The sequence below is a fragment of the Arthrobacter sp. CC3 genome (assembly GCF_039907775.1).
GTDB lineage: Bacteria > Actinomycetota > Actinomycetes > Actinomycetales > Micrococcaceae > Arthrobacter.
The window spans coordinates 1-22362 of the sequence record NZ_JARCCY010000004.1 but is presented as its reverse complement, the minus strand read 5'-3'; the positions used below and the strand labels follow the sequence as shown (position 1 = coordinate 22362).

General features: G+C 65.5%; 22 protein-coding genes. 15 read left to right on the top strand and 7 right to left on the bottom strand.

The genetic code is table 11. From position 1 onward, the window contains the following. The first annotated feature begins 168 nt into the window (after window positions 1–168). Together PV761_RS03120 and PV761_RS03115 are read left to right on the top strand one after the other, a co-directional pair. Window positions 169–672 carry a transposase gene (locus PV761_RS03120; protein WP_347894279.1) on the top strand — a complete coding sequence of 168 codons (504 nt, stop codon included), beginning with the start codon at window positions 169–171 and terminating at the stop codon, window positions 670–672. 533 nt (window positions 673–1205) lie between these two features. After that, the gene (locus PV761_RS03115; protein ID WP_347894277.1) at window positions 1206–2348 is read left to right on the top strand and encodes a geranylgeranyl reductase family protein; all 1143 of its coding nucleotides are present in this window, start codon (window positions 1206–1208) and stop codon (window positions 2346–2348) included. 37 nt (window positions 2349–2385) lie between these two features. On the opposite strand, the gene PV761_RS03110 is transcribed toward PV761_RS03115, so the two are convergent. Beyond that, entirely contained in the window at window positions 2386–2892 is a 507-nt protein-coding gene (locus PV761_RS03110) for a hypothetical protein (RefSeq protein ID WP_347894275.1), read from the bottom strand. 112 nt (window positions 2893–3004) lie between these two features. On the opposite strand from PV761_RS03110, the gene PV761_RS03105 reads away from it, so the two are divergent. Next, complete coding sequence (locus PV761_RS03105; RefSeq protein ID WP_347894273.1) at window positions 3005–3478, top strand: hypothetical protein; 474 nt, start codon at window positions 3005–3007, stop codon at window positions 3476–3478. Beyond that, window positions 3475–3666, top strand: a complete 192-nt coding sequence (locus PV761_RS03100; protein ID WP_347894271.1) for a hypothetical protein — start codon at window positions 3475–3477, stop codon at window positions 3664–3666. Before PV761_RS03105 ends, PV761_RS03100 begins: the two co-directional genes overlap by 4 nt. A gap of 74 nt (window positions 3667–3740) precedes the next feature. Here the strand turns inward: PV761_RS03100 and PV761_RS03095 are convergent, their stop codons facing one another. Further along, window positions 3741–3923, bottom strand: coding sequence for a hypothetical protein (locus PV761_RS03095; RefSeq protein WP_028269234.1), 183 nt, complete (start codon window positions 3921–3923; stop codon window positions 3741–3743). Window positions 3924–4092: 169 nt separating this feature from the next. On the opposite strand from PV761_RS03095, the gene PV761_RS03090 reads away from it, so the two are divergent. The 4 genes from PV761_RS03090 to PV761_RS03075 all read left to right on the top strand — a co-directional run bounded on the left by PV761_RS03090 (window position 4093) and on the right by PV761_RS03075 (window position 8105). Next, complete coding sequence (locus tag PV761_RS03090) at window positions 4093–5394, top strand: class I SAM-dependent methyltransferase (RefSeq protein ID WP_347894268.1); 1302 nt, start codon at window positions 4093–4095, stop codon at window positions 5392–5394. 43 nt (window positions 5395–5437) lie between these two features. Then, window positions 5438–6637 carry an L-2-hydroxyglutarate oxidase gene (gene lhgO, locus PV761_RS03085; RefSeq protein WP_347894266.1) on the top strand — a complete coding sequence of 400 codons (1200 nt, stop codon included), beginning with the start codon at window positions 5438–5440 and terminating at the stop codon, window positions 6635–6637. A 142-nt stretch (window positions 6638–6779) separates the two neighbouring features. Further along, window positions 6780–7151 (top strand): STAS/SEC14 domain-containing protein, encoded by a 372-nt coding sequence (locus PV761_RS03080; protein ID WP_347894264.1) that lies wholly within the window; start codon window positions 6780–6782, stop codon window positions 7149–7151. 57 nt (window positions 7152–7208) lie between these two features. Next, a complete protein-coding gene (locus tag PV761_RS03075; protein ID WP_347894262.1) occupies window positions 7209–8105 on the top strand; it encodes an HNH endonuclease in 897 nt (298 codons plus the stop codon). Between the two features lie 35 nt (window positions 8106–8140). On the opposite strand, the gene malQ is transcribed toward PV761_RS03075, so the two are convergent. Both malQ and PV761_RS03065 read right to left on the bottom strand, forming a co-directional pair. Further along, window positions 8141–10294, bottom strand: a complete 2154-nt coding sequence (gene malQ / locus PV761_RS03070; protein WP_347894260.1) for a 4-alpha-glucanotransferase — start codon at window positions 10292–10294, stop codon at window positions 8141–8143. 78 nt (window positions 10295–10372) lie between these two features. Further along, window positions 10373–10891 carry a hemerythrin domain-containing protein gene (locus tag PV761_RS03065; protein ID WP_347894258.1) on the bottom strand — a complete coding sequence of 173 codons (519 nt, stop codon included), beginning with the start codon at window positions 10889–10891 and terminating at the stop codon, window positions 10373–10375. Between the two features lie 175 nt (window positions 10892–11066). Here PV761_RS03065 and PV761_RS03060 point away from each other — a divergent pair, with 175 nt between their 5' ends. From PV761_RS03060 to PV761_RS03040, 5 genes are read left to right on the top strand one after another with little or no spacing between them, the layout of a single operon-like run. After that, entirely contained in the window at window positions 11067–11432 is a 366-nt protein-coding gene (locus PV761_RS03060) for a TraR/DksA family transcriptional regulator (protein ID WP_347894256.1), read from the top strand. Continuing rightward, a complete protein-coding gene (locus PV761_RS03055) occupies window positions 11429–12178 on the top strand; it encodes a M50 family metallopeptidase (RefSeq protein ID WP_028269241.1) in 750 nt (249 codons plus the stop codon). Before PV761_RS03060 ends, PV761_RS03055 begins: the two co-directional genes overlap by 4 nt. 9 nt (window positions 12179–12187) lie before the next feature. Further along, a complete protein-coding gene (locus PV761_RS03050) occupies window positions 12188–13270 on the top strand; it encodes a glutathione S-transferase family protein (RefSeq protein WP_347894254.1) in 1083 nt (360 codons plus the stop codon). 36 nt (window positions 13271–13306) lie between these two features. Beyond that, the gene (locus PV761_RS03045) at window positions 13307–14446 is read left to right on the top strand and encodes a serine hydrolase domain-containing protein (RefSeq protein ID WP_347894252.1); all 1140 of its coding nucleotides are present in this window, start codon (window positions 13307–13309) and stop codon (window positions 14444–14446) included. A 47-nt stretch (window positions 14447–14493) separates the two neighbouring features. Next, on the top strand, window positions 14494–15615 hold the full coding sequence (locus PV761_RS03040; RefSeq protein ID WP_347894250.1) for an FUSC family protein: 1122 nt from the start codon (window positions 14494–14496) through the stop codon (window positions 15613–15615). Between the two features lies 1 nt (window position 15616). Here PV761_RS03040 and PV761_RS03035 read toward each other — a convergent pair whose 3' ends face one another. From PV761_RS03035 to PV761_RS03025, 3 genes are read right to left on the bottom strand one after another with little or no spacing between them, the layout of a single operon-like run. Beyond that, on the bottom strand, window positions 15617–16528 hold the full coding sequence (locus PV761_RS03035) for a MaoC/PaaZ C-terminal domain-containing protein (protein ID WP_347894248.1): 912 nt from the start codon (window positions 16526–16528) through the stop codon (window positions 15617–15619). Next, complete coding sequence (locus PV761_RS03030; RefSeq protein ID WP_347894246.1) at window positions 16525–17865, bottom strand: 3-oxoacyl-ACP reductase; 1341 nt, start codon at window positions 17863–17865, stop codon at window positions 16525–16527. Before PV761_RS03030 ends, PV761_RS03035 begins: the two co-directional genes overlap by 4 nt. Window positions 17866–17875: 10 nt before the next feature. After that, the gene (locus PV761_RS03025; RefSeq protein ID WP_347894244.1) at window positions 17876–19246 is read right to left on the bottom strand and encodes an acetyl-CoA C-acetyltransferase; all 1371 of its coding nucleotides are present in this window, start codon (window positions 19244–19246) and stop codon (window positions 17876–17878) included. Window positions 19247–19366: 120 nt separating this feature from the next. Here PV761_RS03025 and PV761_RS03020 point away from each other — a divergent pair, with 120 nt between their 5' ends. Further along, a complete protein-coding gene (locus PV761_RS03020; RefSeq protein ID WP_347894696.1) occupies window positions 19367–20077 on the top strand; it encodes a TetR/AcrR family transcriptional regulator in 711 nt (236 codons plus the stop codon). After that, the gene (locus PV761_RS03015) at window positions 20074–22188 is read left to right on the top strand and encodes an acyl-CoA dehydrogenase (protein WP_347894242.1); all 2115 of its coding nucleotides are present in this window, start codon (window positions 20074–20076) and stop codon (window positions 22186–22188) included. The genes PV761_RS03020 and PV761_RS03015 overlap by 4 nt, the downstream gene beginning before the upstream one ends. Window positions 22189–22362: the final 174 nt, after the last annotated feature.

The following is a 22362-nucleotide window of genomic DNA, read 5'->3' as shown; positions in this document are numbered from 1 at the left end:
CGCTTCGCGGGCATTCTCAAATGATTCTTCGATACGTGCTTGGTGCGCAAGTTCTATGAGTTAGTCGGCCACCTACCGGCGGCGCCATAGATGGAGGACAATTCTATGGTCGCTCGGTGACCCCGCGTTTACTTGGTACGGTTGGACTTGACCGGCGGGTTCGAGTTGATGCTGGTCAACGCCCGCGACGCCAACGGGCTTCTGGGTCGCGAGACAGACGTCAGTGATTCGGAGTGGCTTTGTCAACTCACCGAACGCGGGTTGCTGCTGGCCGCGCTGGTGCCGCCCGAGCCGATCCGCAGGTTGCGTGATCTCACCCGGCATCGGACAACAAAGATCCGGGAGCGCAACCGGGAAGCGCAACGGCTGGAGAAGGTCCTCGAAGACGCCTGCGTTAAGCTTTCCGCAGTGACCACCGACATTCTCGGGGTGTCCGGTCGCGGGATGTTGCAGGCCCTCCTCTACGGTGAACGGGATCCGCAGGTCCTCGCTGATCTGGCCAAACAGAAGCTGCGCCTCAAACACGATGCGCTGGTCGTGGCGCTGACCGGCCGCTTCAACGACCACCATGCCTTCCACTGCGCAATCATCCTGCGCAGGATCGATGAACTGAGCGCCGTCACTAAGGAGATGACGGCACGGATCGATATCGAACTCGCCCCCGTTCGCTGACACGGTCGAGCACCTTGTGACCATTCCGGGTATCGACCGCAAAAGGCGCAGCGGTGATCATCGCCGAGACCGGCTGTGACGTGACCCGGTTCCGGACCGCTGCGCACCTGGCCTCGTGGGCCGGAGTATGCCCCGGTGGCCGTGAATCCGGCGGGATCAAAAAATCGGGAGTCCGCCGAAACGGCAACAAAGCACTCGGAGCTGCCCTGGGCAACGCGGCTATGGGCGCAGCCCGGACCAAAAAACACCTACCTCCGCGAACGCTATTATCGGCTCGCCGCCAGACGAGGCAAACAACGAGCCATCGTCGCGATCGAGGATTTGGAGCCCATCACATTCGTCACCTCTGATCGAGCCGTGCTGCGTCTCCTCGGACAGGTGTAATCTCATGAGACCAAGGGAGTTTCGGCAGCCGAGGCCGGAGGGATACGCCGGAACAGGGTGCTTTCCTGAGGGTCCCACCGAGGTCTGGAGGGCTATGCGGACGTGGGGCTCCCCATGGAACGGGCCGAATTTGGCAAGGAGTGACAACGGTGGGTGTATGCGAACGCGGCTGTTCTCGGGAGGTTTTCGATCTCATTGTCGTCGGTGCCGGGCCGGCAGGCTGTTCGGCAGCCCTGGGAGCACTGCGTGCACGGTCCGATGCGAAGGTGCTGATCATCGACCGGGATCCGCCCGGACGGGATAAAGTCTGTGGAGATGGAATCGGCCCGGACGCAGTCGCCGAACTGGCCGCGCTCGGACTGACCGGCATCCTGCGCCCGGAAGAGATGGTCTCCAGGATCAGGATCGCTGCGCATGGCGCCGAGATCTCGGCGGTTGTCCCGCGCCCCGCTTACATCGTCGCCCGGGCGGAGTTCGACCTCCGCCTGCTCCGAGCCGCCGTTGCGGCGGCTGCAGTCTTCCGCGAGCACAGCGTTCGCGTGATCGGTCAGGGGGCCGACCGTATCCTCGTGGACGGGATGTACAGTGCGCCGGTGATGATCGGTGCTGACGGAGCCAACTCCGTCACGCGCCGTGCCGCGGGGCAGCCGCCCAACCGGAGCCGGGACCTCGCAGTCGCCGTGCGGGGCTATGTGCCCGCCCCCGAGGGACTCGACGAACTGTACATCCGCTGGGACCATGTCGCTGGCCACGGGCTGAGCTATGCATGGGCTTTCCCGACCGCCCACGGCCGAGCCAACATCGGCTACGGGACCACGACTCCGGCGCCCGGCAGGGCGTGGCTCGCGGCTCGTGCGGTCGACCTGCTGCCCGAGTTTTCCGTCTCTACGGCCCAGATGGCGGGCCATCTGCTTCCGCTTTCGACCCATAGGCCCCTGCCAGCCGTCGGCCGCGTCCTCTTGGCCGGCGACGCTGCGAGCTGCATCAACCCCTTGACCGGCGAAGGCATTTTCTACGCTATCGCTTCGGGAGGCATGGCCGGAAGGGCCGCGGTCGGCCCGGAACCCGGGCCGACCTACGTTCGAGCGCTGCGGGCACGATTCGGTCGACAGGACCGCCAGCTGAGGGCGCTGTCAAGGACGCTGAGCCACCCGAACGTCGTCGCTGCAGGTGTGCGTGCCTGCGCACGCGACGAACGGGTCTTTCGTTCCCTCATGGGCGTCGGGTTAGGAGACGGGGTCCTGGAATTGATCGACTTTGCTCGCTTCATCCGGGCCGCACTGAGGCGCTGAAGCCAGTCGCCACCCCGAAGCGCCCGTTGGGCCGGGGCTAGGGTGTGCCGTAGGCCCCGCGTGGGCCGTAGAGGTAGGCGAGATCGTTGAGTGTCTGCAGGGTCAGCTCCCGCGCCTGCGCAACTGATCCTTCGCAGGCCAGTACCTTCAGGTACTCAAGCTCCAGGCGGCCGCGGACGCCGTCGGCCTTTGACTGAATGTCTGTGACCGCCAGGAGCGCAAAGGCGACATGTCGCCGCTCCCTCCACAGGCCGGCCCGCAACGCGAGCCTGAACAGTCCGTCCAGCTCCAGACCGGCGGGGGCTTTGGCCTTACCCACGTAGACTTCGGCCGCGGGTCCGGACTTTGAAGCCGTCCATCGGAAACCGACCGGCACGCTGCGGCCTTTCCTGGACAGATAGGTGGCGGACACGGCCAGCAGCTGCCGCCCGTTGTCCAAGGCTTTGTGGTTCAACGTGATGTCGCTCAGGTTCTCCTGCCGGCAGGCGGCTATAAACTCCTGCACGGCCTTATCCCACAGCCGGTCCGTAACACCGTTCTCCATGTCATCCACCCCCAAAAGAACGATACCGGCCAATGGCGCGACGGGTCAGGAGACTCGCGGCGGCAGCTTCCTTAATGCCGGCCCCCAGGCGTCCAAGGCCTAGGCTGGACATGTGACGTTGTCCCCCGCCCCCCTTGAAGCTACACTTTCAGCCCCTGCCGAGTGGTGGCAGATCGTGGCCGCACTGGGACCGCTGGCGGTCCTGGCCGGTGCCGTCCTTGCCGCCTTCATCGGCTGGCGGACCCTGCGCCAAAAAGCTGTGGCGGACGCGCAGGCACTGAGGCAAAGAACACGGGCTGACGACCGGGCCGAGTGGTGGAAACGGACGCAGTGGGCACTGGACAAGGCCCTCGACGGGGACGAGGATGCCAAGGCCCTTGGCCTGGCCTCGCTTGCTGTACTCGCGCGGAGCGACCTCGCGCGGGAAGAAGAACTTGAGCTGCTGGATATTGCCTGGCAGTCGGTGACCGAGGCCAACGGCGACGACGGCACCTGGGACGAGGATGCCGACGCCGTGGACTCCGCGGAACCAATCGGCGACAATGGAACAACGAGCACGGACCGAACGGAGGAGGGAGCGCCATGAGTACCAGCACACCGGAACAAAAGAAATCGCGGACACCCCGTCACGTCTCCGCTGCCCGTGATAAGCAGCTGACTCCTTCGGAGCACAGGGTCCAGGTGGCCGCGGCAAGGCTGCGGGTTGCACTCGACGAACGTTTGGGCCGGTCCACCCCGGCCGAGACCAAGGCGCTCTCCAAGGAAGACCTTTAGGCCGCAACCCACGAAACCAGTGCCCACGGAGAAGGCCCCGCAACGCGGGGCCTTCTTTCTTTGCCCAGGTTCCGTTAGACCTTTTCGGGTGTGCGGTCCACCACCGGCTCTGAACCTGTGAACTTCCGTTCCCGGCGGGGGAAGGCCCAGAACTTGAAGTCCTTCGCCTCCACCCTGGGCTCGGGCTGCTTCTCAGGTTCCCGCGAGTCCTCTTTCCGAATGTCCCTCCGGAAGTCCTTGTTATACGGGTAGCACATCCCTGACCTCCTCATAGTGAATGCCCTTTAATCCTCCTCCCAATTTGCGCGCAGGTCGACAGTTTTTGGACCCAAGCTCATGGGTGTCGTTCGGCCCATGACACCGGCGTGGGTTGCACCATAGATTGAACAACCACAGCAGTTTCAGTTCGGATGAGAGGCAATGCACATGGCGAAGACAACGGGTGTAGCATCACGGCTGGCCGAAGCACTGGCCGTAGTGCTCGGCACAGAAGGGATCCCGCTGAGGCTGCGCGCCTGGGACGGCTCGGAGGCAGGTCCGAAGGACGCCCCGGTCCTCGAATTCCGCTCCAAGAGGGCACTGCGACGCATCCTTTGGTCGCCGGGGCAGCTGGGCCTCAGCCGGGCATATGTGGCGGGGGACGTTGACGCGCCGGGCGACGTTTTCGCCAGCTTCGCGGCGCTGAGCTCGGCCGGTAAGTTCGCCGTGCCCGGGCCGTTTCCTCCGCTGACGGCAAAGGAAATATGGACACTCGCCAAGACTGCAGTCAGGGTCGGCGCAATTGGTCCGAATCCTGCCCCGCCACCGGAGGAATCCAAGATCCACCGACACGGCAGGCGCCACTCCCAGAGCCGCGACGCCGCAGCGATCTCGCATCACTACGATGTGGGCAACGACTTCTATGCCCTCGTCCTGGGTCCCTCAATGGTTTACTCCTGTGCTGTCTGGAATGACACAGCGGACGAACCTGACCGCCCGAACAGCCTGGAAGCCGCCCAGGAAGCCAAGATCGACCTGGTCTGCCGGAAGCTGGGACTGCATCCCGGCATGCGCGTACTGGACGTCGGCTGCGGCTGGGGCAGTTTCGCCCTCCACGCAGCCCAGCGCTACGGCGTCGATGTCGTAGGGGTTACCCTCTCGAACGAACAGGCGGGGCTGGCCCGCAAACGCGTGGCCGACGCCGGCTTGACTGACCGCGTGGAGATTCGGGTCCAGGATTACCGCGACGTGGACGACGGCCCGTTCGATGCGATCAGCTCGATTGGCATGTCCGAGCACGTGGGCCGCGAACAGATTTCCCACTATGTATCCCAACTCCACGGGCTGCTGCGTCCCGGCGGTCGGCTACTGAACCACGCCATCTCCTGGAATGCGGGTCCGACGGGCCCGGACCCGGACTCCTTTATATCCCGCTACGTCTTTCCCGACGGCGAAATGCTTAGCCTCGCGGAAATGATCGGTGCTCTGGAGTCCGGCGGGCTCGAGGTGCTCGACGTCGAAGCGCTTCGCCGGCACTATGCCGTGACCCTCCGGGCGTGGGTGCGAAACCTGGAGCAGCACTGGGATGAGGCCGTCAGCGCCACCAGTCCCGGACGGGCACGGATCTGGAGGCTCTACATGGCCGCCAGTGCCCTGGGTTTCGAGGACGGCCTGACCGGCGTGAACCAGGTGCTCGTACAATGCCCCGGCGGAACCGAACCGCCGCTGCGGCGGCACGAATGGATTTGACCGAGCGGGATTCAGCCAGGAAACGGGCCGGAAGACGGGATCAATGACTGAACGCGTAGGCATCATTGGCGGAGGCATCGTCGGCATCGCGATCGCACGCGCCCTGAACAGCCGCGGACTCGCGGACGTCACTGTCCTGGAAAAGGAACAGCGGGTCGCCGCGCACCAGACAGGCCACAATTCCGGAGTAGTGCACGCGGGCCTCTACTACGCGCCGGGCTCCCTGAAGGCCCGGCTGTGCCAACGCGGCCGGGTCCTCACACGTGACTTCTGCCGTGATAGGAATCTCCCCTACCGGGAACTCGGCAAACTGGTCGTTGCCCTCACGGAAGACGAACTTCCGGCCCTGGCAAACATTGAACGCCGCTCCGTGGCCAACCGCGTGCCCGGGCTGAGGCGTCTCAATGCCGCCGCGATGCGCGAGGTCGAACCCCACGTCGCGGGGGTTGCGGCACTGCATTCGCCGCACACCGCCGTCGTGGACTTTGTGGCCATCACAGAGGCCATGGCCGATGACATCCGGGCCGCGGGCGGACGGATCATGTTCGGGCATGAAGCTGTCGCCATCACCCCGGGGCGCGGCGAGGTCCGCGTCGCAACAACCCACGGCGACTTTGTGTTCGATCGCCTCATCGTCTGCGCCGGCCTGCAGTCCGACGTCGTCGCCGGACTCGCCGGGGCCTCTCCGGCTCCCAGGATCCTGCCCTTCCGCGGAGAGTACTGGGGATTGTCGGCGGCGAAGCAACACTTCGTCAGGGGGATGATCTACCCGGTCCCGGACCCCCGCTTTCCTTTCCTGGGCGTCCACTTCACCCGCGGCGTCTACGACACCATCCACGTGGGACCCAACGCCGTCCCCGCCCTGGCCCGCGAGGGCTACGGCTGGAACAAGGTGTCCTTCAGGGACACCGCGGCGTCGCTCATGTGGCCGGGCGCCCTGGCGCTGGCAAGGCAACACTGGCGAATGGGGGCCAAGGAGATCGCCGCTTCATTGCTCAAGCCGCTCTACTTCCAGCAGGCCCGCAGGTTTATCCCTGAACTTCAGATGGATGACCTCACGGCGAAGACCGCCGCCGGCGTGCGCGCCCAGGCATGGTCACTGGACGGCAGCCTCCTCGACGACTTTGCCATCCAGAAAGTGGGACTGGTGACGCTCCTTCGGAACGCCCCCTCCCCCGCCGCGACCTCCGCGATGGCGATTGCAGACTACGTACTGGAGCACCACCACCTCCCCCGCACATGATGCGCGGCGGCCACCTGCGTGGTTGATGGACAACGGTGGCCTGCCCCGTTAGATTGACGCCGGGGCAGGTTTCCCGGCCCTGAAACGCCGGGGGAAATGCAACCGTCCGGCTGCACTCGGGACTGCCCCTTTGGGGGAGTCAATGACACACAACATCGGGGCCAACGTCAGCGTGGGCCGGGTAAGCCAAGGCATATCGCGGATCAGGCTCCGGCCCAGCGCCCGGATTACCGAGGAAGACGGGAGGCGCACCCGCGAGGAACTGCTGGCGCTGACCGGGGGCATCCGGGGCGGCGTGCTGCTGGAGATCACAGGTGTGGGCTCGGTCAGCAGGGAAGCGATCAGCGTGTACAGCTCGGCGGTAACCGTCAGTGCCTTCGCCATCCTAGGCAGTACTCCCGTGGACCGCGTCATTGCCCACGGACTGCTGGGTCTCCCGCTGCCGGCCTGTCCCAGCGAATATTTCACGGACGAAGAAGAGGCACTGACCTGGCTTCGCACCGTCAGCGGGTGACTTGCCGCTTCGGAGGTCCAGCGGGTCCCATCAGCGGTGGCCTGAAAGAATAGGTGCATGACAGCCATCTTCCTGGTGTGGAACCAGGACCGCGAGGACGACTGGAACTACACGTCCCTCGTCGAGCAGGTGCAGGAAACCGGGCAGTCCCACAAAGAGTGGCGCGTTGCCGGCGCGGCAGGTATCGCCGCCGGATCAGACGCTTGGCTGCTGTTGCGGGGAAAATACTGGCGGGGCCTGCTCGGGCACGGTGTGGTGATCTCAGCAGAGCCCTGCGCCGGGCCGCGCTCCGAAGTTGCCGGCGCGCCGTCGTCCCGGCTTATTGTCGCGTTCGACTCCCTTCTTCCGCTCGGCGACCAGTTGGGGCCGGAGCTCCTCAGCGTCAACCTTCCCGCAGTGTTGTGGGACGACCTCCGCAACGGCCAGGCCATGGACCCGGCCGCAGAGGCCCGGATCCGCGACCTCTGGCGCCTGGAAGGCCCGGCGCCGATTCCGGAGACGACCTTTCCGCTGCCGGGGAGCTACCCTTCATGGGCCGTCAGTACAGTTGTGGTGAACCGGTACGAACGGGATCCGGAGGCCCGGCGGGCCTGCATCGCCCACTACGGGACCAGCTGCGCGGCCTGCGGCTTTTCCTTTGAAATCGTGTACGGCGAAGCCGGCAGGGACTTCATCGACGTCCACCACACCGTCCCGGTTTCGATGCTGGACAGCAACTACCTGCTGGATCCCGTCACAGACCTGGTGCCGCTCTGCGCCAACTGCCATGCCATGGCGCACATCGGGGTGTCCACACCCAGGGCGCTTTCGGAATTGCGCCAGATGCTGGCCAGCGCCGGCTTCATGCGCGGACAGACCCTGCGCCCCGCGGAGGTTGAGTCGCAGAATGAGGCACTACGGATCCTGGGACCGGCAAGGGGTGACCCCGGCCATCCGCCGGCCCCGGAACGCTAGGTAAGCCCTGGAACGCTAAGTAATACCTGGCGGGCTTAGCCGGACGGCCTCAGCGCGTTCCGGACCACTCCAACCAAAGAATTGAAGCGGCTGTTTTCCGGAAGGTCGTCGATGAGTACCGGACCGTCCGGCCCCGCAAGCGGGATGCGCCAATTGGGGTGTTCCGCGTCCGTTCCCGGCTGATTCTGCGTACGGGTCTCCCCGACGGCATCCACGAGGGCTACACCCAGCAAGGCGGACGGTGTCAGGGCCGTGAAGGCATACAGCGCCTCGACGGTGCGCTGGACGTCGCCCGGCGGATCAGGAAGCAGCCCCCGTTCGCGGACCATGGCGAGCACGGACTCCTGTTCGGCCGCTGCCTCAGCCCGTTCCTCTTCGATGGGGCGCAGCAGCAGGCCCAGTGATTCGCGGAGCGTGACGTGCTCCCCTGCAAGGTAGCCCGCCGTCGGCGGCAGATCGTGGGTGTTGACGCTGGTCAGGCACTGCTGGCGGTATTCCTCCGGGGACAGCGGACCCGAATCATTGTGTTCGAACCACAGGATGGATGTGCCCAGGATCCCCCGCTCCGTCAGGTAATCCCGCACCCACGGCTCGAACACGCCAAGGTCCTCCCCGACGACGGTCGCACCAGCCCGCTGGGCCTCAAGGGCCAGGATGCCGATGAGGGCTTCATGGTCGTAGTACACATACGTGCCCTCGGCCGGACCGGCCCCTTCCGGGATCCACCAGAGACGGAAGAGTCCAAGGATGTGGTCCACGCGGATGCCGCCTGCATGGCGGAGTACTGTCCGCAGCATGTCGCGGTACGGCTTGTACCCCGCCGCCGCCAGCCGTCCGGGGTGCCACGGCGGCTGCGTCCAGTTCTGACCCTGCTGGTTGAAGACGTCCGGCGGGGCGCCGACCGTCACACCCTGGGCGAGTACGCCGCGAAGCATCCACGCGTCTGCTCCGGTTGTCTTGACGCCCACGGCCAGGTCATGGACGACGCCGATGGCCATCCCGCATTGTTTCGCCGTCCGCTGGGCGGTGGCCAACTGCTCGTCGCAGATCCACTGTAACCAGCGGTAAAACTCGAGCCGGTCCGCCTGCTCACGCCGCACGGCGTCGCAGTACGGGGTGTCCGGTGACAGCGCCTCGCCGGACCACTCAGGCGCCGTCGGCGGAAGCCGTTCCGCGAGGGTGCACCACAGGGCGAAGTCATCCAGGCCTTTGCCTTCCGCTGCACAGAAGTTTTCAAACAGGCGGACACGGCCGGGGCTGCGGCGGACCTTGAAAATGAGTTCAAGGGCCTCGAGTTTGGCCTTATAGCTGGCGTTTCTTTCCAGCAGGCCGTCCGCCGTATTGGCGGTGTGGAGCAACGCCGCGTTCTCCTCGATACCTGCCCGGGATGCACTGTCCAGGTATCCGTACTCGGGCACATCCTCCACGCGGATGTAGAGCGGGTTGAAGAAACGGCGGGTGGTGGGCAGATACGGCGAATCCTCGATGGGCGGGCGTGGTTCCCCGGCATGCATCGGATTCACCAGGACAAAACCCGCGCCGTCCTTTCCTGCAATCGCGGCCAGGTCCACAAGGTCGGAAAAATCGCCGATGCCCCATGAGCGGGAAGACCGGACTGAATACAGCTGTGCTGTCAGCCCCCACTGCCGTTCGGACGCCAGGCGCCGGGTGGTGTCCAGACGCTCGGGCGTAATGACCAGGGCGCACTCAGCGAGGTCCCCGCCGGCGTCTGCATGAAGGGTGTGCCAGCCCAGGGGCAGATCACCGGGAATGGCAAAGGACGCCTGCCCGGTGAGCGTGCCGTCCACGTCCCGGGGCTCCTCCCAGTTCTCGCGCTGCTCGGCGTCCACGCGGCGCCCGTCCTCGGTTACCGCCCATACACTGACCGGTGTTCCGTGCGGGACATGGACGGCGACGTGGATTTCGCGGCCTTCCCTCGAAACGACCGACGGCGGGAGGAAACGCCGCCACGGCGCCTGTTCTGCACCGCGCAGGGCGTTTTGGAGGTCATCAACTGTCCCGCTTCGGTCCCCCAGCGCGGCCAGCACGCCGTGCAGCGTGCGGGCAGCGACGGGATGTTCTTGGCCATCCCAGCCGCGGAAGGAAGTGCTCACGCCGCGGGCAGCCGCCAGTTGACGCAGCAGTTCATCGGCCATCCGTGTGGTTTCTTGTCCCGTTCCATCCGCCATGGCCCTTACTCTATTGGGTCGCCGGGCTTCGGCAAGGACACCGCCGCCACGTATTTTCGTGCTGCTGCGTCCGCGGTCCTAGTGATGCGCACTCCCCGGGTGGTGCGCGTGTTCCTCCCCCACGAGCTCGTGCAGCCCGGAGACAGCTTCGGCCAGGGACAGATCGGATGATGACACCACGAATGGCATCAGGAGCCTGTTCTCTTTATCCAGGTGCAGGGCAAAGATGCGTTGAATGGCGCCCGCTGCTACGGCAGCGGCCACGCCCCGGGCGCCGCGGAACTCTTCCACGAGAGCCACGATCGCCTGGTGTTCTGCCAGCATGCCTTCAACCAGCAGCCTCGCTTCGGCCGTTTTCCGGGGCCCGCCATAGAGGGGACCTTCTTCGGCAAGGGCATGGGGCACCAGCTCGTTTTCGCACCACTCCAGCAATACCTCGTGCGCATCATGCTCGCCCCCGGCGTCGCGGTTCTCCACCGAGTTCGTCAAAGCGGTAACAAGGGCTGTGAGGCGTTTCAGCATGCTCGTGTGGTGCCTTTCCACAGCCTCCAGGGCTTCGTTCTCCGCAGCCTGGTCCTTCTCTGACGGATGGTTCATGGTCCCTCCCGGTCTCGTGCGCGCCTGCCGTCCGGCGGGCGGCCCCTCACCGGGCGGTTACTGACTATTCGCAATTTCACTCTACGTACGCACGGTCCGGCGGTGAGGGGTCTTATGGCCCGAAAAACCTGCGCCCTTTAGGCTCCGCCCCCGCGCCGGGCTAGCCTTGAATACTATGGTCGACGTCGAGAGGTTCCGGATCCTGCTTGAATCCGAGCGCGCCCGGAAAACGACATTGCTGCCGGCGCTTCGTGCCGACATCACCGCCGCGAACGCCGCGCGCCAGAACTCGAACGTCGATGACGAGCATGATCCGGAAGGCGCCACCATTGCCTTTGAACTCTCGCAGGCTGCAGCGCTGATGAAGCAAAGCAGCGCCACGCTTGCGCAGGTTGAGGCTGCCCTAGCCCGGATAGCAAAAGGCAGCTACGGCCAGTGTGAAATCTGCGGCGTGGCAATTGCCGAAGGCCGGCTCGAAGCCCGCCCCTGGACGCCCTATTGCATCGATCACGCCGGCGGCACGTCAGGTCCGAAGCGATGACGGATGTAGCCGGCCCTTTATGGGAGCGGATCGTTGCGGGCTTCTCCCAGTTGCCCGCGCCGCAGGTGACGGCGACAGAACTATTGATTGTGGTGGTGCTTGCCACGGTGTTGTCGCTCCCCCGGGCTTCCTGGCGGTACTTCGGGCTGCTGGCCACCGTCACCCATGAACTCGGGCATGCGTTTGCTGCCCTCATGTCCGGGCAGCGCCTGGGCGGCATCAGGCTGAGCCTGGACCACTCCGGGACCACCACCACCTACAGCAGGGGCCGTTTCCCCGCGGTCTGGTCCACCTTCTGGGGCTACCCCGTGCCCGGGGTGGTGGGGGCGGCCATGGTGTGGTCAGGTTTCAACGGCTGGGGACCGGCGGCGATGTCCGTCGGCACATTGATCCTGGTGGGTTCGTTCCTGTTCATCCGCAACGCCATGGGACTGCTCATCACATCCGCAGCAGTCGCGGGCAGCGCACTCCTGGTGCTCTTCGTCCCGCCGCAGTTCACCGGCCATGTGGTGATTGCGCTGGGCCTCGCCCTGCTGGTGGCCGCCGTCCGCGACCTGGCCAAACTGTCAAACGTGCACCTGCGGCGGCGGGACAGGCTGCCCACATCCGACGCGCATCTGCTCTACCGGGCCACGTCCGTCCCCGCGGCCGTCTGGATCCTGCTCTTCGCCGCAGTGGTTGCCGGTTCGTGGTGGGTGGCGTGGCAGCCCATGGCCCGGGTGTTTGCGGCACTACTGAGCCAATAGGGTGGACGTATGACTTCAGTTTCCCGCACCGCGGCCGATCACTCTTCCGACCCCGGCTTCAGCACCAAGGGCGCATACGTCACCGGCGGTGAAGAATTCACCCGGGACACCAACTACATCGAGGACCGGATCACCAGGGATGGCGCGCCGGGCCGGAACGGGGAGCCGGGCTGGCCGGTGGAAGCCGGACGGTACCGCCTGATCGCGGCCCGTGCCTGCCCGTGGGCGAACCGGACAGTCATCGTCCGCAGGCTGCTCGGGCTGGAGGATGCAATCTCCCTGGGACAGCCCGGGCCTACGCATGACGCGCGGTCATGGACCTTTGACCTGGACCCGGGCGGCGTTGATCCAGTCCTCGGGATTGAGCGGATCCAGGATGCCTATTTCAAGAGGTTCCCGGAGTACCCCCGTGGAATTACGGTGCCGGCCATCGTCGACGTACGCTCAGGCGGCGTGGTCACCAACAACTTCCCGCAGATAACGCTGGACTTCTCCACCGAGTGGACGGCGTTCCACCGGCCCGGAGCCCCGGAGCTCTACCCCGCCCACCTCAGGACCGAGATCGACGAGGTCAACAAGCGGGTGTTTACTGAGGTGAACAACGGCGTCTACCGCTGCGGTTTTGCGGGCTCGCAGGACGCCTACGACGCCGCGTACACGCGCCTGTGGACCGCCTTGGACTGGCTGGAGGAACGCCTTGCCGGCCAGCGGTACCTGGTGGGCGACACCATCACCGAAGCGGACGTGCGGCTGTTCACCACACTGGTCCGTTTCGACGCCGTCTACCACGGCCACTTCAAGTGCAACCGGCAGAAACTCAGCGAGATGCCGGCTCTTTGGGCCTACTCACGGGATCTGTTCCAGACACCAGGATTCGGCGACACAATCGATTTCGTGCAGATCAAGCAGCACTATTACATCGTCCACGAGGACATCAACCCCACCGGAATCGTCCCGCAGGGGCCGGACCTGGCAGGATGGCTGACAGCCCACGGCCGCGAGGCCCTTGGCGGCCGCCCGTTCGGTGCCGGCACGGCTCCCGGTCCCGTCCGCCGCGGCGAGGAAGTTGCCGCGGGACACGGTGCACGCTGACCGGGAGTGATCCTGGCGCGCCGCTAGGGTTGTCCCATGCAACTTTCGTCAGGCTTTGCCGCGCCCGAATACCAAGCCGTCCGGGACCTGTTTGATTCGTTCCTCCGCGATGACCCGCAGTACAGCGCGCAGCTTGCCGCCTACCGTTCAGGCACGAAAGTGCTCGACCTCAGCGGCGGGCCCCGCCTGGCAGCGGACTCGATCACGGGCACCTACTCCTGCTCGAAGGGTGCGGGTGCGTTCGTCATCGCCCTCCTGGTCCAGGACGGACTGCTGGACCTTGACCGCACGGTGGCGCACTACTGGCCCGAATTCGCCGCCCATGGAAAGGACACCATCACGGTCCGCGAGGCGCTCTCCCACAGGGCCGGGCTGCTTGGGGTGGAAGGAGGATTTGCGCTCAGTGAATTCACGACGGCGGATGCGGCCGGAAAGCTGGCGGCATCGCCGCCGCTGTGGCGGCCGGGCTCCACGTTCGGATACCACGCCCTGACCATAGGCATCATCATGGAGGAACTCTGCCGCCGCGTCGCCGGCAGTACCCTCCAGGAGCTGTACGCTTCACGCATCCGGCTGCCGTTCGGCGTCGACTTTTTCCTTGGGCTCCCGGCGGAGCAGGAGCCCCGTTACCGGGACGTGCTGTACACCGTCGATCCCGGCCAGCCGTGGCTGGATCCCATGGGAATTGAAGGCCTCAACGGGAATGCGGCGGTGAGCATGGTGATGGAACTGCCCAACCAGAGAGTCATTCGCGAACATGGCATGAGCAGTGCCGGAGGGGTGGGATCGGCTGAGGGCCTGGCGCGGCTATACGCCGCCGCCACCACAGGCCTCGAGGGCCGTCCGGCCTTCCTGTCACCGGAAACCATCAGGACCATGTCCGAGGAACAGGTCTGGGGGCTGGACCGTGCGTCCGGGCTCGACAATGCCTTTGCTGTTGTCTTTATGAAGCCGCACCCCAGCCGCAACTTCGGCAGCCACCGCGCGTTCGGCCACGAAGGTGCCAGTGCCGCGCTGGGCTTTGCGGATCCCGCCTACGACCTCGCCTTCGGCTACGTGCCTGGAACCCAGGAGGAAGGCAGGACCCCGGGCCGCGCACACCGGCTGGCCCACGCGGCCCGTCAGGCGGCCGCCTCCACTGATCGGGCCACGGCCCCAGTGCCTACCCGTGAGTAGGTTTATCCACTTGTAGCAGTCTCCGGACACCTTTATGGTGGGGCCAGATGGCTACTTCAAAACAGCAGGACGAGGCCACCCCTTCGCGGGTCGGCAATATACGGCAATCCCTGACGGACAGCGTTGCCGTTGCCTTGTCAGGTCCGCGGCTTCAGCTGGCCGCCAAGGCAGGCCTTGCAGCCGGCCTCGCCTTCCTCATTGCTCCGCTGATGCCCGGCGCCGCGGCCCAGTACCCGTATTACGCCCCGCTCGGCGCGCTGGTCGCCATGTACGAGAACGTGTCGGGTTCCATGAAGCAGGGCGTCCAGACGCTGGTGGGGCTCGCGATGGGCATCGGCCTGGCCTTCGTGCTGGTCAGCGTCAGCGATCCCTCGCCAATCACCGTGGCCATCTTTATGGGGCTCGGGGTCCTGTTGGCCGGGCTGCCCCGTCTTGGGGCCGGCCGGGACTGGATTCCGACGGCGGCCCTGCTCGTCCTGTTGGTGGGCGGAAACAACCCGGACGACTTCTCCTTCGGCTACCTGGTTCAGATGGGAGTCGGAGTCGCCGTGGGTATCGCGGTCAACATGCTGGTTTTCCCGCCGCTGCACTTCAAAGCCGCAGCCCTCAGCCTCGCCGAACTCCGCTGGGCGCTCGCAAAGCAGCTGTCGGACATGGGCGAAGCGCTGAGGGAAAAATGGCCGCCCGAACACTCCGACTGGGCAGTGCGTTCGGAGGAGCTCGCCCAATCCGCCCGGGCCGTCAGGGCCGCCGTCCAGAAGGCCGATGCAAGCCGGCAGGTCAATCCACGGCGCCGGCTCCACCCGCACGATCTGGACCGTGACTACAAAAACGTCCGGGGCCTTGAGAGCGTGACCTTCCACATTCAGGACATGACCGAAGTGCTGTCTGATGTCATCTGGGACAAGGACGTGCCCTTCGTCATCCCGCTGCCCTACAGCGAGCCGCTGGCTGATGCACTGGCCGCGGTCAGCGAGGTCCTGCGGTCCATGGAAGACGAGCATCCGGAAAAGCAAAACGAGCTGATTGAGGCAGCCAAAACGGCCGTGGACGCACTGGCAGAGCGGATGGCATCCGATGACGTCAACCCGGATGCCCCCAGCGCCGCCGAATCAATCGTGTTGAATCTGCACCGGATCCTCAGGGTGGTCGCGGCCGGGCAGTCCTGAGCTATAGCGCACTTACGCTGCCCGTGAAATGCCTGCGGCCGGACCGCGGATTCCATGCGGCGTAGCTGGAGCGCACCCAGGCCCCCGAAGGGGAATTGACCGAACTGATGTCCAGTGCGACGCGTGCCGGCAGGAACACCGGCGCTTCAAACGAAACATCCCAGCGGAAGGACTCCCCCTTCACGGCGCCCACGTCGGCAAGTGCCCGCGAGGCCAGGTACATGCCGTGCGCTATGGAACGCCGTAGACCCAGGGCCTTGGCCGAGAGCACGCTCAGGTGGATGGGGTTGAAGTCGCCGGACACGGCCGCGTAGGCCCTTCCCGTGTCAACCCCCAACTGCCACAGCGCCGTGGGATCCGGCGCTGAGAACGTCGCAGGTGCAGCCGGTGCTGAGGGCTTGTCGATGCCGGGGAGGAAGACGCCCTTGGCCAGGTATGTGGAAGTTCCCTTCCAAAGGATCGTGGATTCACCGGCTCGCCGGACCACCGCGACGATATCAACCTCCGTGCCGGCACGGTGGCCGCCCAGGTTCTCGGCCCAAGACGTGATGTCCAGGGCTTCAGTGAACAGGATGGCTCCGTGCTGCTCCACTCTGTTGGCCAAGTGCACCATTCCCAGCAGCGGCAGCGGAAAATCGTCGCGGTTCATGACGCTCATGGATACCGGAAACGCCAGGGCGTGAATGAATCCGGCAGGCAGAATGTCGCTTGCCGTCTCGCCCACCAGATGCTGGTAGGCGGTGAGGTTTCCTACCTCGGCCGTCACCCCCCTCACTTCATGCCCGCAGGGTGGAAGAGTGATCCCCGCGTCAGTGCCCAGCACCCGGCGCCGTGCGGCGGTGGCCGCGGCATTCACATAGAGCTTGGATAACGACGGCATGTCCCCAAGGATCACGGGCTGGGCACCGGTCATGCGCCCACCAGGTTCTGTCCGCACACCCGCAGCACGTCGCCGGTAATGCCGCCGGCGGCATCGCTCGCCAGGAAAGCGATCGCCTCTGCGACGTCTCCGGGCCGGCCACCCTGCTGGAGGGAGTTCAGGCGCCGGGCAACTTCGCGGGTGGCAAACGGAATCCGGGCAGTCATTTCGGTTTCGATGAAGCCCGGAGCAACGGCATTGATGGATCCGTGGCGTTTCGCCAGGAGGGGTGCCGTGGCGCGCACCATGCCCATCACGCCGCCTTTCGACGCCGCGTAATTCGTTTGACCGCGGTTGCCTGCGATACCGCTGGTGGAGGCAACCGAAACAATCCGTGGAGAGTTGCGGAAATGCTCGGAGGCCAGCAGGGCCTCATTGATGCGCAGCTGGGCGGCAATGTTGACGGCAATGACGGAATTCCAGCGGTCCGGATCCATATTGGCCAGCAACTTGTCCCGGGTAATGCCTGCGTTGTGGACAACAATGTCCAGGCGCCCGTGCCTGCCCACGGCGTGGTCGATGATCCGCTGCCCGGCGTCCTCCCGGGTAATGTCCAGCTGCAGTGCCGTGCCGCGGACCTCGTTGGCCACTGCGGCCAAGTGGTCGCCGGCGGCAGGAATGTCAACAACCACCAGGGTGGCGCCGTCCCGGTGGAGCGTGCGTGCAATTGCCGCGCCGATGCCGCGGGCGGCACCGGTCACGACTGCGACCTTTCCGGCCAGCGGCTTGTCTGGATCGGCCGGCAGTGTCCCCTCCCCGGAGGCGATGGTCAGGAACTGGCCGTCGACGAAAGCCGACCGGCCGGAGAGGAAGAACCGCAGTGCTCCCAAGGCGCTGGGACTGGTGGTGGTTACCCCGTCCGCAAGGACAATGCCGTTTGCCGTGGCGCCGGCGCGCAACTCCTTGGCCAGGGATCGCAGTAGCCCGTCCACACCCTGGCGTGCTGCGGCAGACGCCGCACCCGGCGCACCAGTCGCAGTCCGGGACACCGTCACGACCCGGGCGCTGGGTGACAAATCCCGGATGGACGCCGCTGCGGCGAGGACCGGCCGTTCCAGATCCTCCGGGCGTGACAGTTCGTCCAGAACCAGGATGATGGCGCCCAGCTTTTCCCGGGGCACCGCATGCCGGCGGACGTCGAGGTCCCAGGACAAAAGGGCGGCCGCCAGTTCGTCGGCGCCGTCACTGGAGCCCTGAACCAGGATCGGACCGGGGACCAGGGGCTGTCCCGGCTGGTGACGCCGGAGCACTACCGGCTGCGGCAGGCCCAGCTTCCTGGCAACATCCTTGCCGATGCCATGGCTTACGAATTGTGTGTATTTGTCCGTCACGCCGGCCTCCTTAGAATCCTTCAAGAATGGCGACGACGCCCTGGCCGCCGGCAGCGCAGATGGAAATCAGGCCGCGGGCCGGACGTCCGTCCACCCGGCCCTTGTCGTGGAGCATCTTCGCCAGGGAGGCCACGATCCGGCCGCCGGTAGCAGCGAACGGGTGCCCCGCTGCCAGCGACGAACCGTTGACGTTCAGGGTGGACCGGTCGATGCTGCCCAGCGCCCCGTCCAGGCCCAGGCGAGTACGCCCGAATTCCTCGTCTTCCCAGGCGGCCAGGGTGCTGAGGACGGTACCGGCAAACGCTTCGTGGATCTCGAAGAAGTCGATGTCATCGAGCGTCAGGCCATTGCGGGCCAGCAGGCGCGGCACGGCGAATGCCGGCGCCATCAACAAGCCGTCCTTGCCGTGGACGAAGTCGACGGCGGCCGCCTCGCCGTCGACTACCGTGGCGAGTTTGGGCAGTTCGTGGGCGTCCGCCCATTCCTCCGAGGCAAGCAGCACGGTGGACGCACCGTCGGTGAGCGGCGTGGAGTTGCCCGCTGTCATGGTTGCCTCGGCTCCAAGGTTCTTGCCGAAGACGGGCTTGAGTGTCGCCAGCTTTTCCAAGGTGGTGTCAGCGCGGAGGTTCGAGTCCCGGGTCAGGCCGCGATAGGGCGTGAGCAGATCGTCGAAAAAGCCTGCATCGTAGGCGGCGGCGAGGTTGCGGTGGCTGTTGTACGCCAACTGGTCCTGGGCTTCCCGCGTGATCTTCCACTGTGCGGTGGTGAGCGCCTGGTGCTCACCCATGGAGAGTCCGGTCCGGGGCTCCCCCGTGTTGGGTGCGTCGGGTGCCAGGTCCTTGGGACGCAGGCGGCTCAGGACCTGAATCCGCTGGGGCAGAGTTTTGGCCCTGTTGAGGTCCAGCAGCACCTCGCGCAGGCCCTTGCTCACGGCAATCGGCGCATCGGACGCGGAATCGACGCCACCGGCAATCGCCGAATCAATCTGTCCAAGCTTGATCTTGTTGGCCAGGCCCAGGACCGTTTCGAGTCCTGTGGCACATGCCTGCTGGAGGTCGTAGGCGGGAGTTTCCGCGGAGAGGGCTGAGCCGAGAACTGCCTCCCGGGTGAGGTTGAAGTCGCGGGAGTGCTTAAGCACTGCGCCGGCGGCAACCTCGCCGATCCGTTCATCCTGAAGGCCGAAACGGGCAATCAGGCCGTCCAGGGCTGCCGTCAGCATGTCCTGGTTCGAAGACTTGGTGTAGGCGCCGCCGGTCCGCGCGAACGGAATCCGGTTTCCGCCGACCACCACAGCTTTGCGCAACGAGTCCCGTCCATGTGTGGCCGCTTGGCTGGTGGATGATTCCTCTGGTCCGGTGGCGGACTGTCCGGTAAAGGACATGTGCTGTCTCCTTTGGCTGAACTCTGATTACCGATACCCAGCGTACCTGATACGCTGAGTATCGTGAACATTCCCCCCGTTGATCCTCCCGAGCCCCGGGACGGCAACTCCCCCGGCGGTATTTCCGCAAGCGGCACGGCCGTCGACGGACGCGCTGCCCGCTGGCAGTCGCACCGTGAGGAGCGACGGCGCGAACTGATCAAATCGGCTCGAAAGGCGGTCCATGCCCTGGGGAGCGACGCTTCCATGGAGGACGTCGCGGCCGCAGCAGGCACGTCAAAGTCCGTGTTCTACCGCTATTTCGGCGACAAAGCCGGGCTGCAGCAAGCAGTCGGCGAGGTAGTGCTCAGCCAGATGCAGCGCCGTATCCAGGAAGCCGCGCAGAGTGCGCAAACGCCGCGGGAAGGGCTTCTGGCCATGGTCTCCGCGTACCTTCAAATGGCCGAAACCAGCCCCCACGTCTACACATTCGTTACCACCTACTCTGCGGGCGAGCCGGGAACGACCACCGGAGGAATGGCCGCCGCCGGCGCCCTTGGCCACTTCTTCGAAGAAGTCCGCGACATGATCGCCCGGCCCATGCGGGAACACCTCGGCGCAGGCAAAGAAGCCGTGATCGGGTATTGGCCAACGGCGGCGATCGGTCTCGTGCGGAATGCCGGGGAGCAGTGGCTTGCCACGCCGGAATCAACGAACAAACCCGACCAGGAAACAATGGCCCGCCAGATCACGGCCTGGCTGTGCGTCGGGATAGCCCCGGAACTCGAAGTCTTGGATCCACTCAATCCGACCCCTAGTGAATTGTCAGAACCAAAGAAGGAATCGACATGACTGACGTAGTTGACCGCCCCGCCAGCCAGGCAAGCCGCCCCGCCGCCCGCGCACACCACCGCGCCGACGCTACGCCGTCCGTCGACGTCGCTGCGCTTGGTGAGCAGCTCCTGGGCAAGTGGGCCCGGATCCGCCTGCATTCGCGCGAGCTGGCAGGCCGCCCCGAACTGTACAAGACAGAGGGCCTGACCCATACGGAGCACCGGAAGCGCACATTCGGCCAGCTCAAGTACCTGGTGGACAACGGTGCCGTCCACCGCGCCTTTCCCGCGTCGCTGGGCGGTTCCGATGATCACGGCGGCAACATCGCCGGGTTCGAGGAACTTGTCACGGCCGATCCGTCGCTGCAAATCAAGGCTGGCGTCCAGTGGGGCCTGTTTGGTTCGGCTGTGATGCACCTGGGCACGGAGGAACACCATGCCAAGTGGCTGCCCGGCATCATGAATCTGGACATCCCCGGCTGCTTCGCGATGACTGAAACCGGGCACGGCTCAGATGTTGCCAGCATTGCCACCACGGCGACCTTTGATCCGGCCACGCAGGAATTCGTGGTCAACACACCGTTCCGTGCCGCGTGGAAGGACTACATCGGCAACGCCGCCATAGACGGACTTGGCGCCGTGGTGTTCGCCCAGCTGGTCACCGGCGGCGTCAACCACGGAGTCCACGCCTTCTACGTGGACCTGCGGGATCCGGAAACCAAGGAATTCCTGCCGGGCGTCGGCGGTGAGGACGACGGCGTCAAAGGCGGCCTGAACGGCATCGACAACGGCCGGCTGCATTTCAGCAACGTCCGCATCCCCCGGACCAACCTGCTCAACCGCTACGGCAACGTTGACATCGACGGCGCCTACACCTCTCCCATTGCCAGCCCCGGCCGCCGTTTCTTCACCATGCTGGGAACCCTGGTCCAGGGCCGGGTCTCGCTGGACGGTGCTGCTGTGGCTGCCAGCAAGATCGCCCTTAAGACCGCCATCCAGTACGCCACTGAACGCCGCCAGTTCAACGCTTCATCGCACACTGACGAGGAGGTGCTGCTCGACTACCAGCGCCACCAGCGGCGGCTGTTCACCCTTCTTGCCACGACTTACGCCGCAGGCTTTGCCCACGAGCAGTTGCTCCAGAAGTTCGACGACGTGTTCTCAGGCGCCCACGACACCGACGAGGACCGCCAGGACCTCGAGACCCTGGCCGCCGCGCTCAAACCGCTCAGCACCTGGCATGCCCTCGACACGCTCCAGGAATGCCGCGAGGCCTGCGGCGGCGCCGGGTTCCTGATTGAGAACCGCTTTGCATCCCTGCGCGCCGACCTGGACGTCTATGTCACTTTCGAAGGTGACAACACGGTGCTGCTCCAGCTGGTGGCCAAGCGGCTCCTGGCGGACTACGCCAAGGAATTCCGCAACGTCGACGTCGGGGTGTTGGCCCGCTACGTGGTGAGCCAGGCCGCCGGGACCGCAGTCCACCGGACGGGCCTTCGCCAGGTAGCCCAGTTCGTGGCCGACACGGGCTCCGTGCAGAAGGCTGCCATCGCGCTGCGGGACGAGGGCACCCAGCGGTTGCTGCTGACCGACCGGGTGCAGACCATGGTTGCTGAAGCGGGTGCCGCACTGAAGGGGACGAACAAACTGCCGCAGCAGAAGGCTGCCGAGGCGTTCAACCAGCGCCAGCACGAACTCATCGAAGCGGCGCAGGCACATGCGGAACTACTGCAGTGGGAGGCCTTCACCGAGGCCCTGGCGAACGTGAAGGACCCGGGCACCAAGCGGGTGCTGACCTGGCTGCGGGACCTGTTCGGACTCTCGCTCATCGAGAAGAACCTGTCCTGGTACCTCATGAACGGGCGGCTGTCGATGCAGCGTGCGCGCACGGTGGGCGACTATATCAACCGGCTTCTGGTCAAGATCCGGCCGCACGCCGTGGATTTGGTGGATGCCTTCGGGTACGGACCGGAACATCTCCGGGCGGCGATTGCGACCGGCGCTGAGAAGATCCGGCAGGACGAAGCACGGGCGTACTTCCGTTCGCAGCGCGCCGACGGCAAGGCCCCCGTTGACGAGAAAGTCCTTCTTGCGAAGAAGGCGCGTGATTCCCAGCCTCCGCGCCGCTAGGTAGAACTCACGCAGGCGGGAAACCACGACGGCGCCGCCCCCTTAAGCGGGGGCGGCGCCGTCGTCGTTGTACGCCCAGCATGGGCATTTGCTTGGAGGTGTGAGTCCTCTGAAGGAGAAGGTGGTTTAACTTCTAGCCAATGGCAACTGCGTCATCGTGAGGTGGGGTGGGAA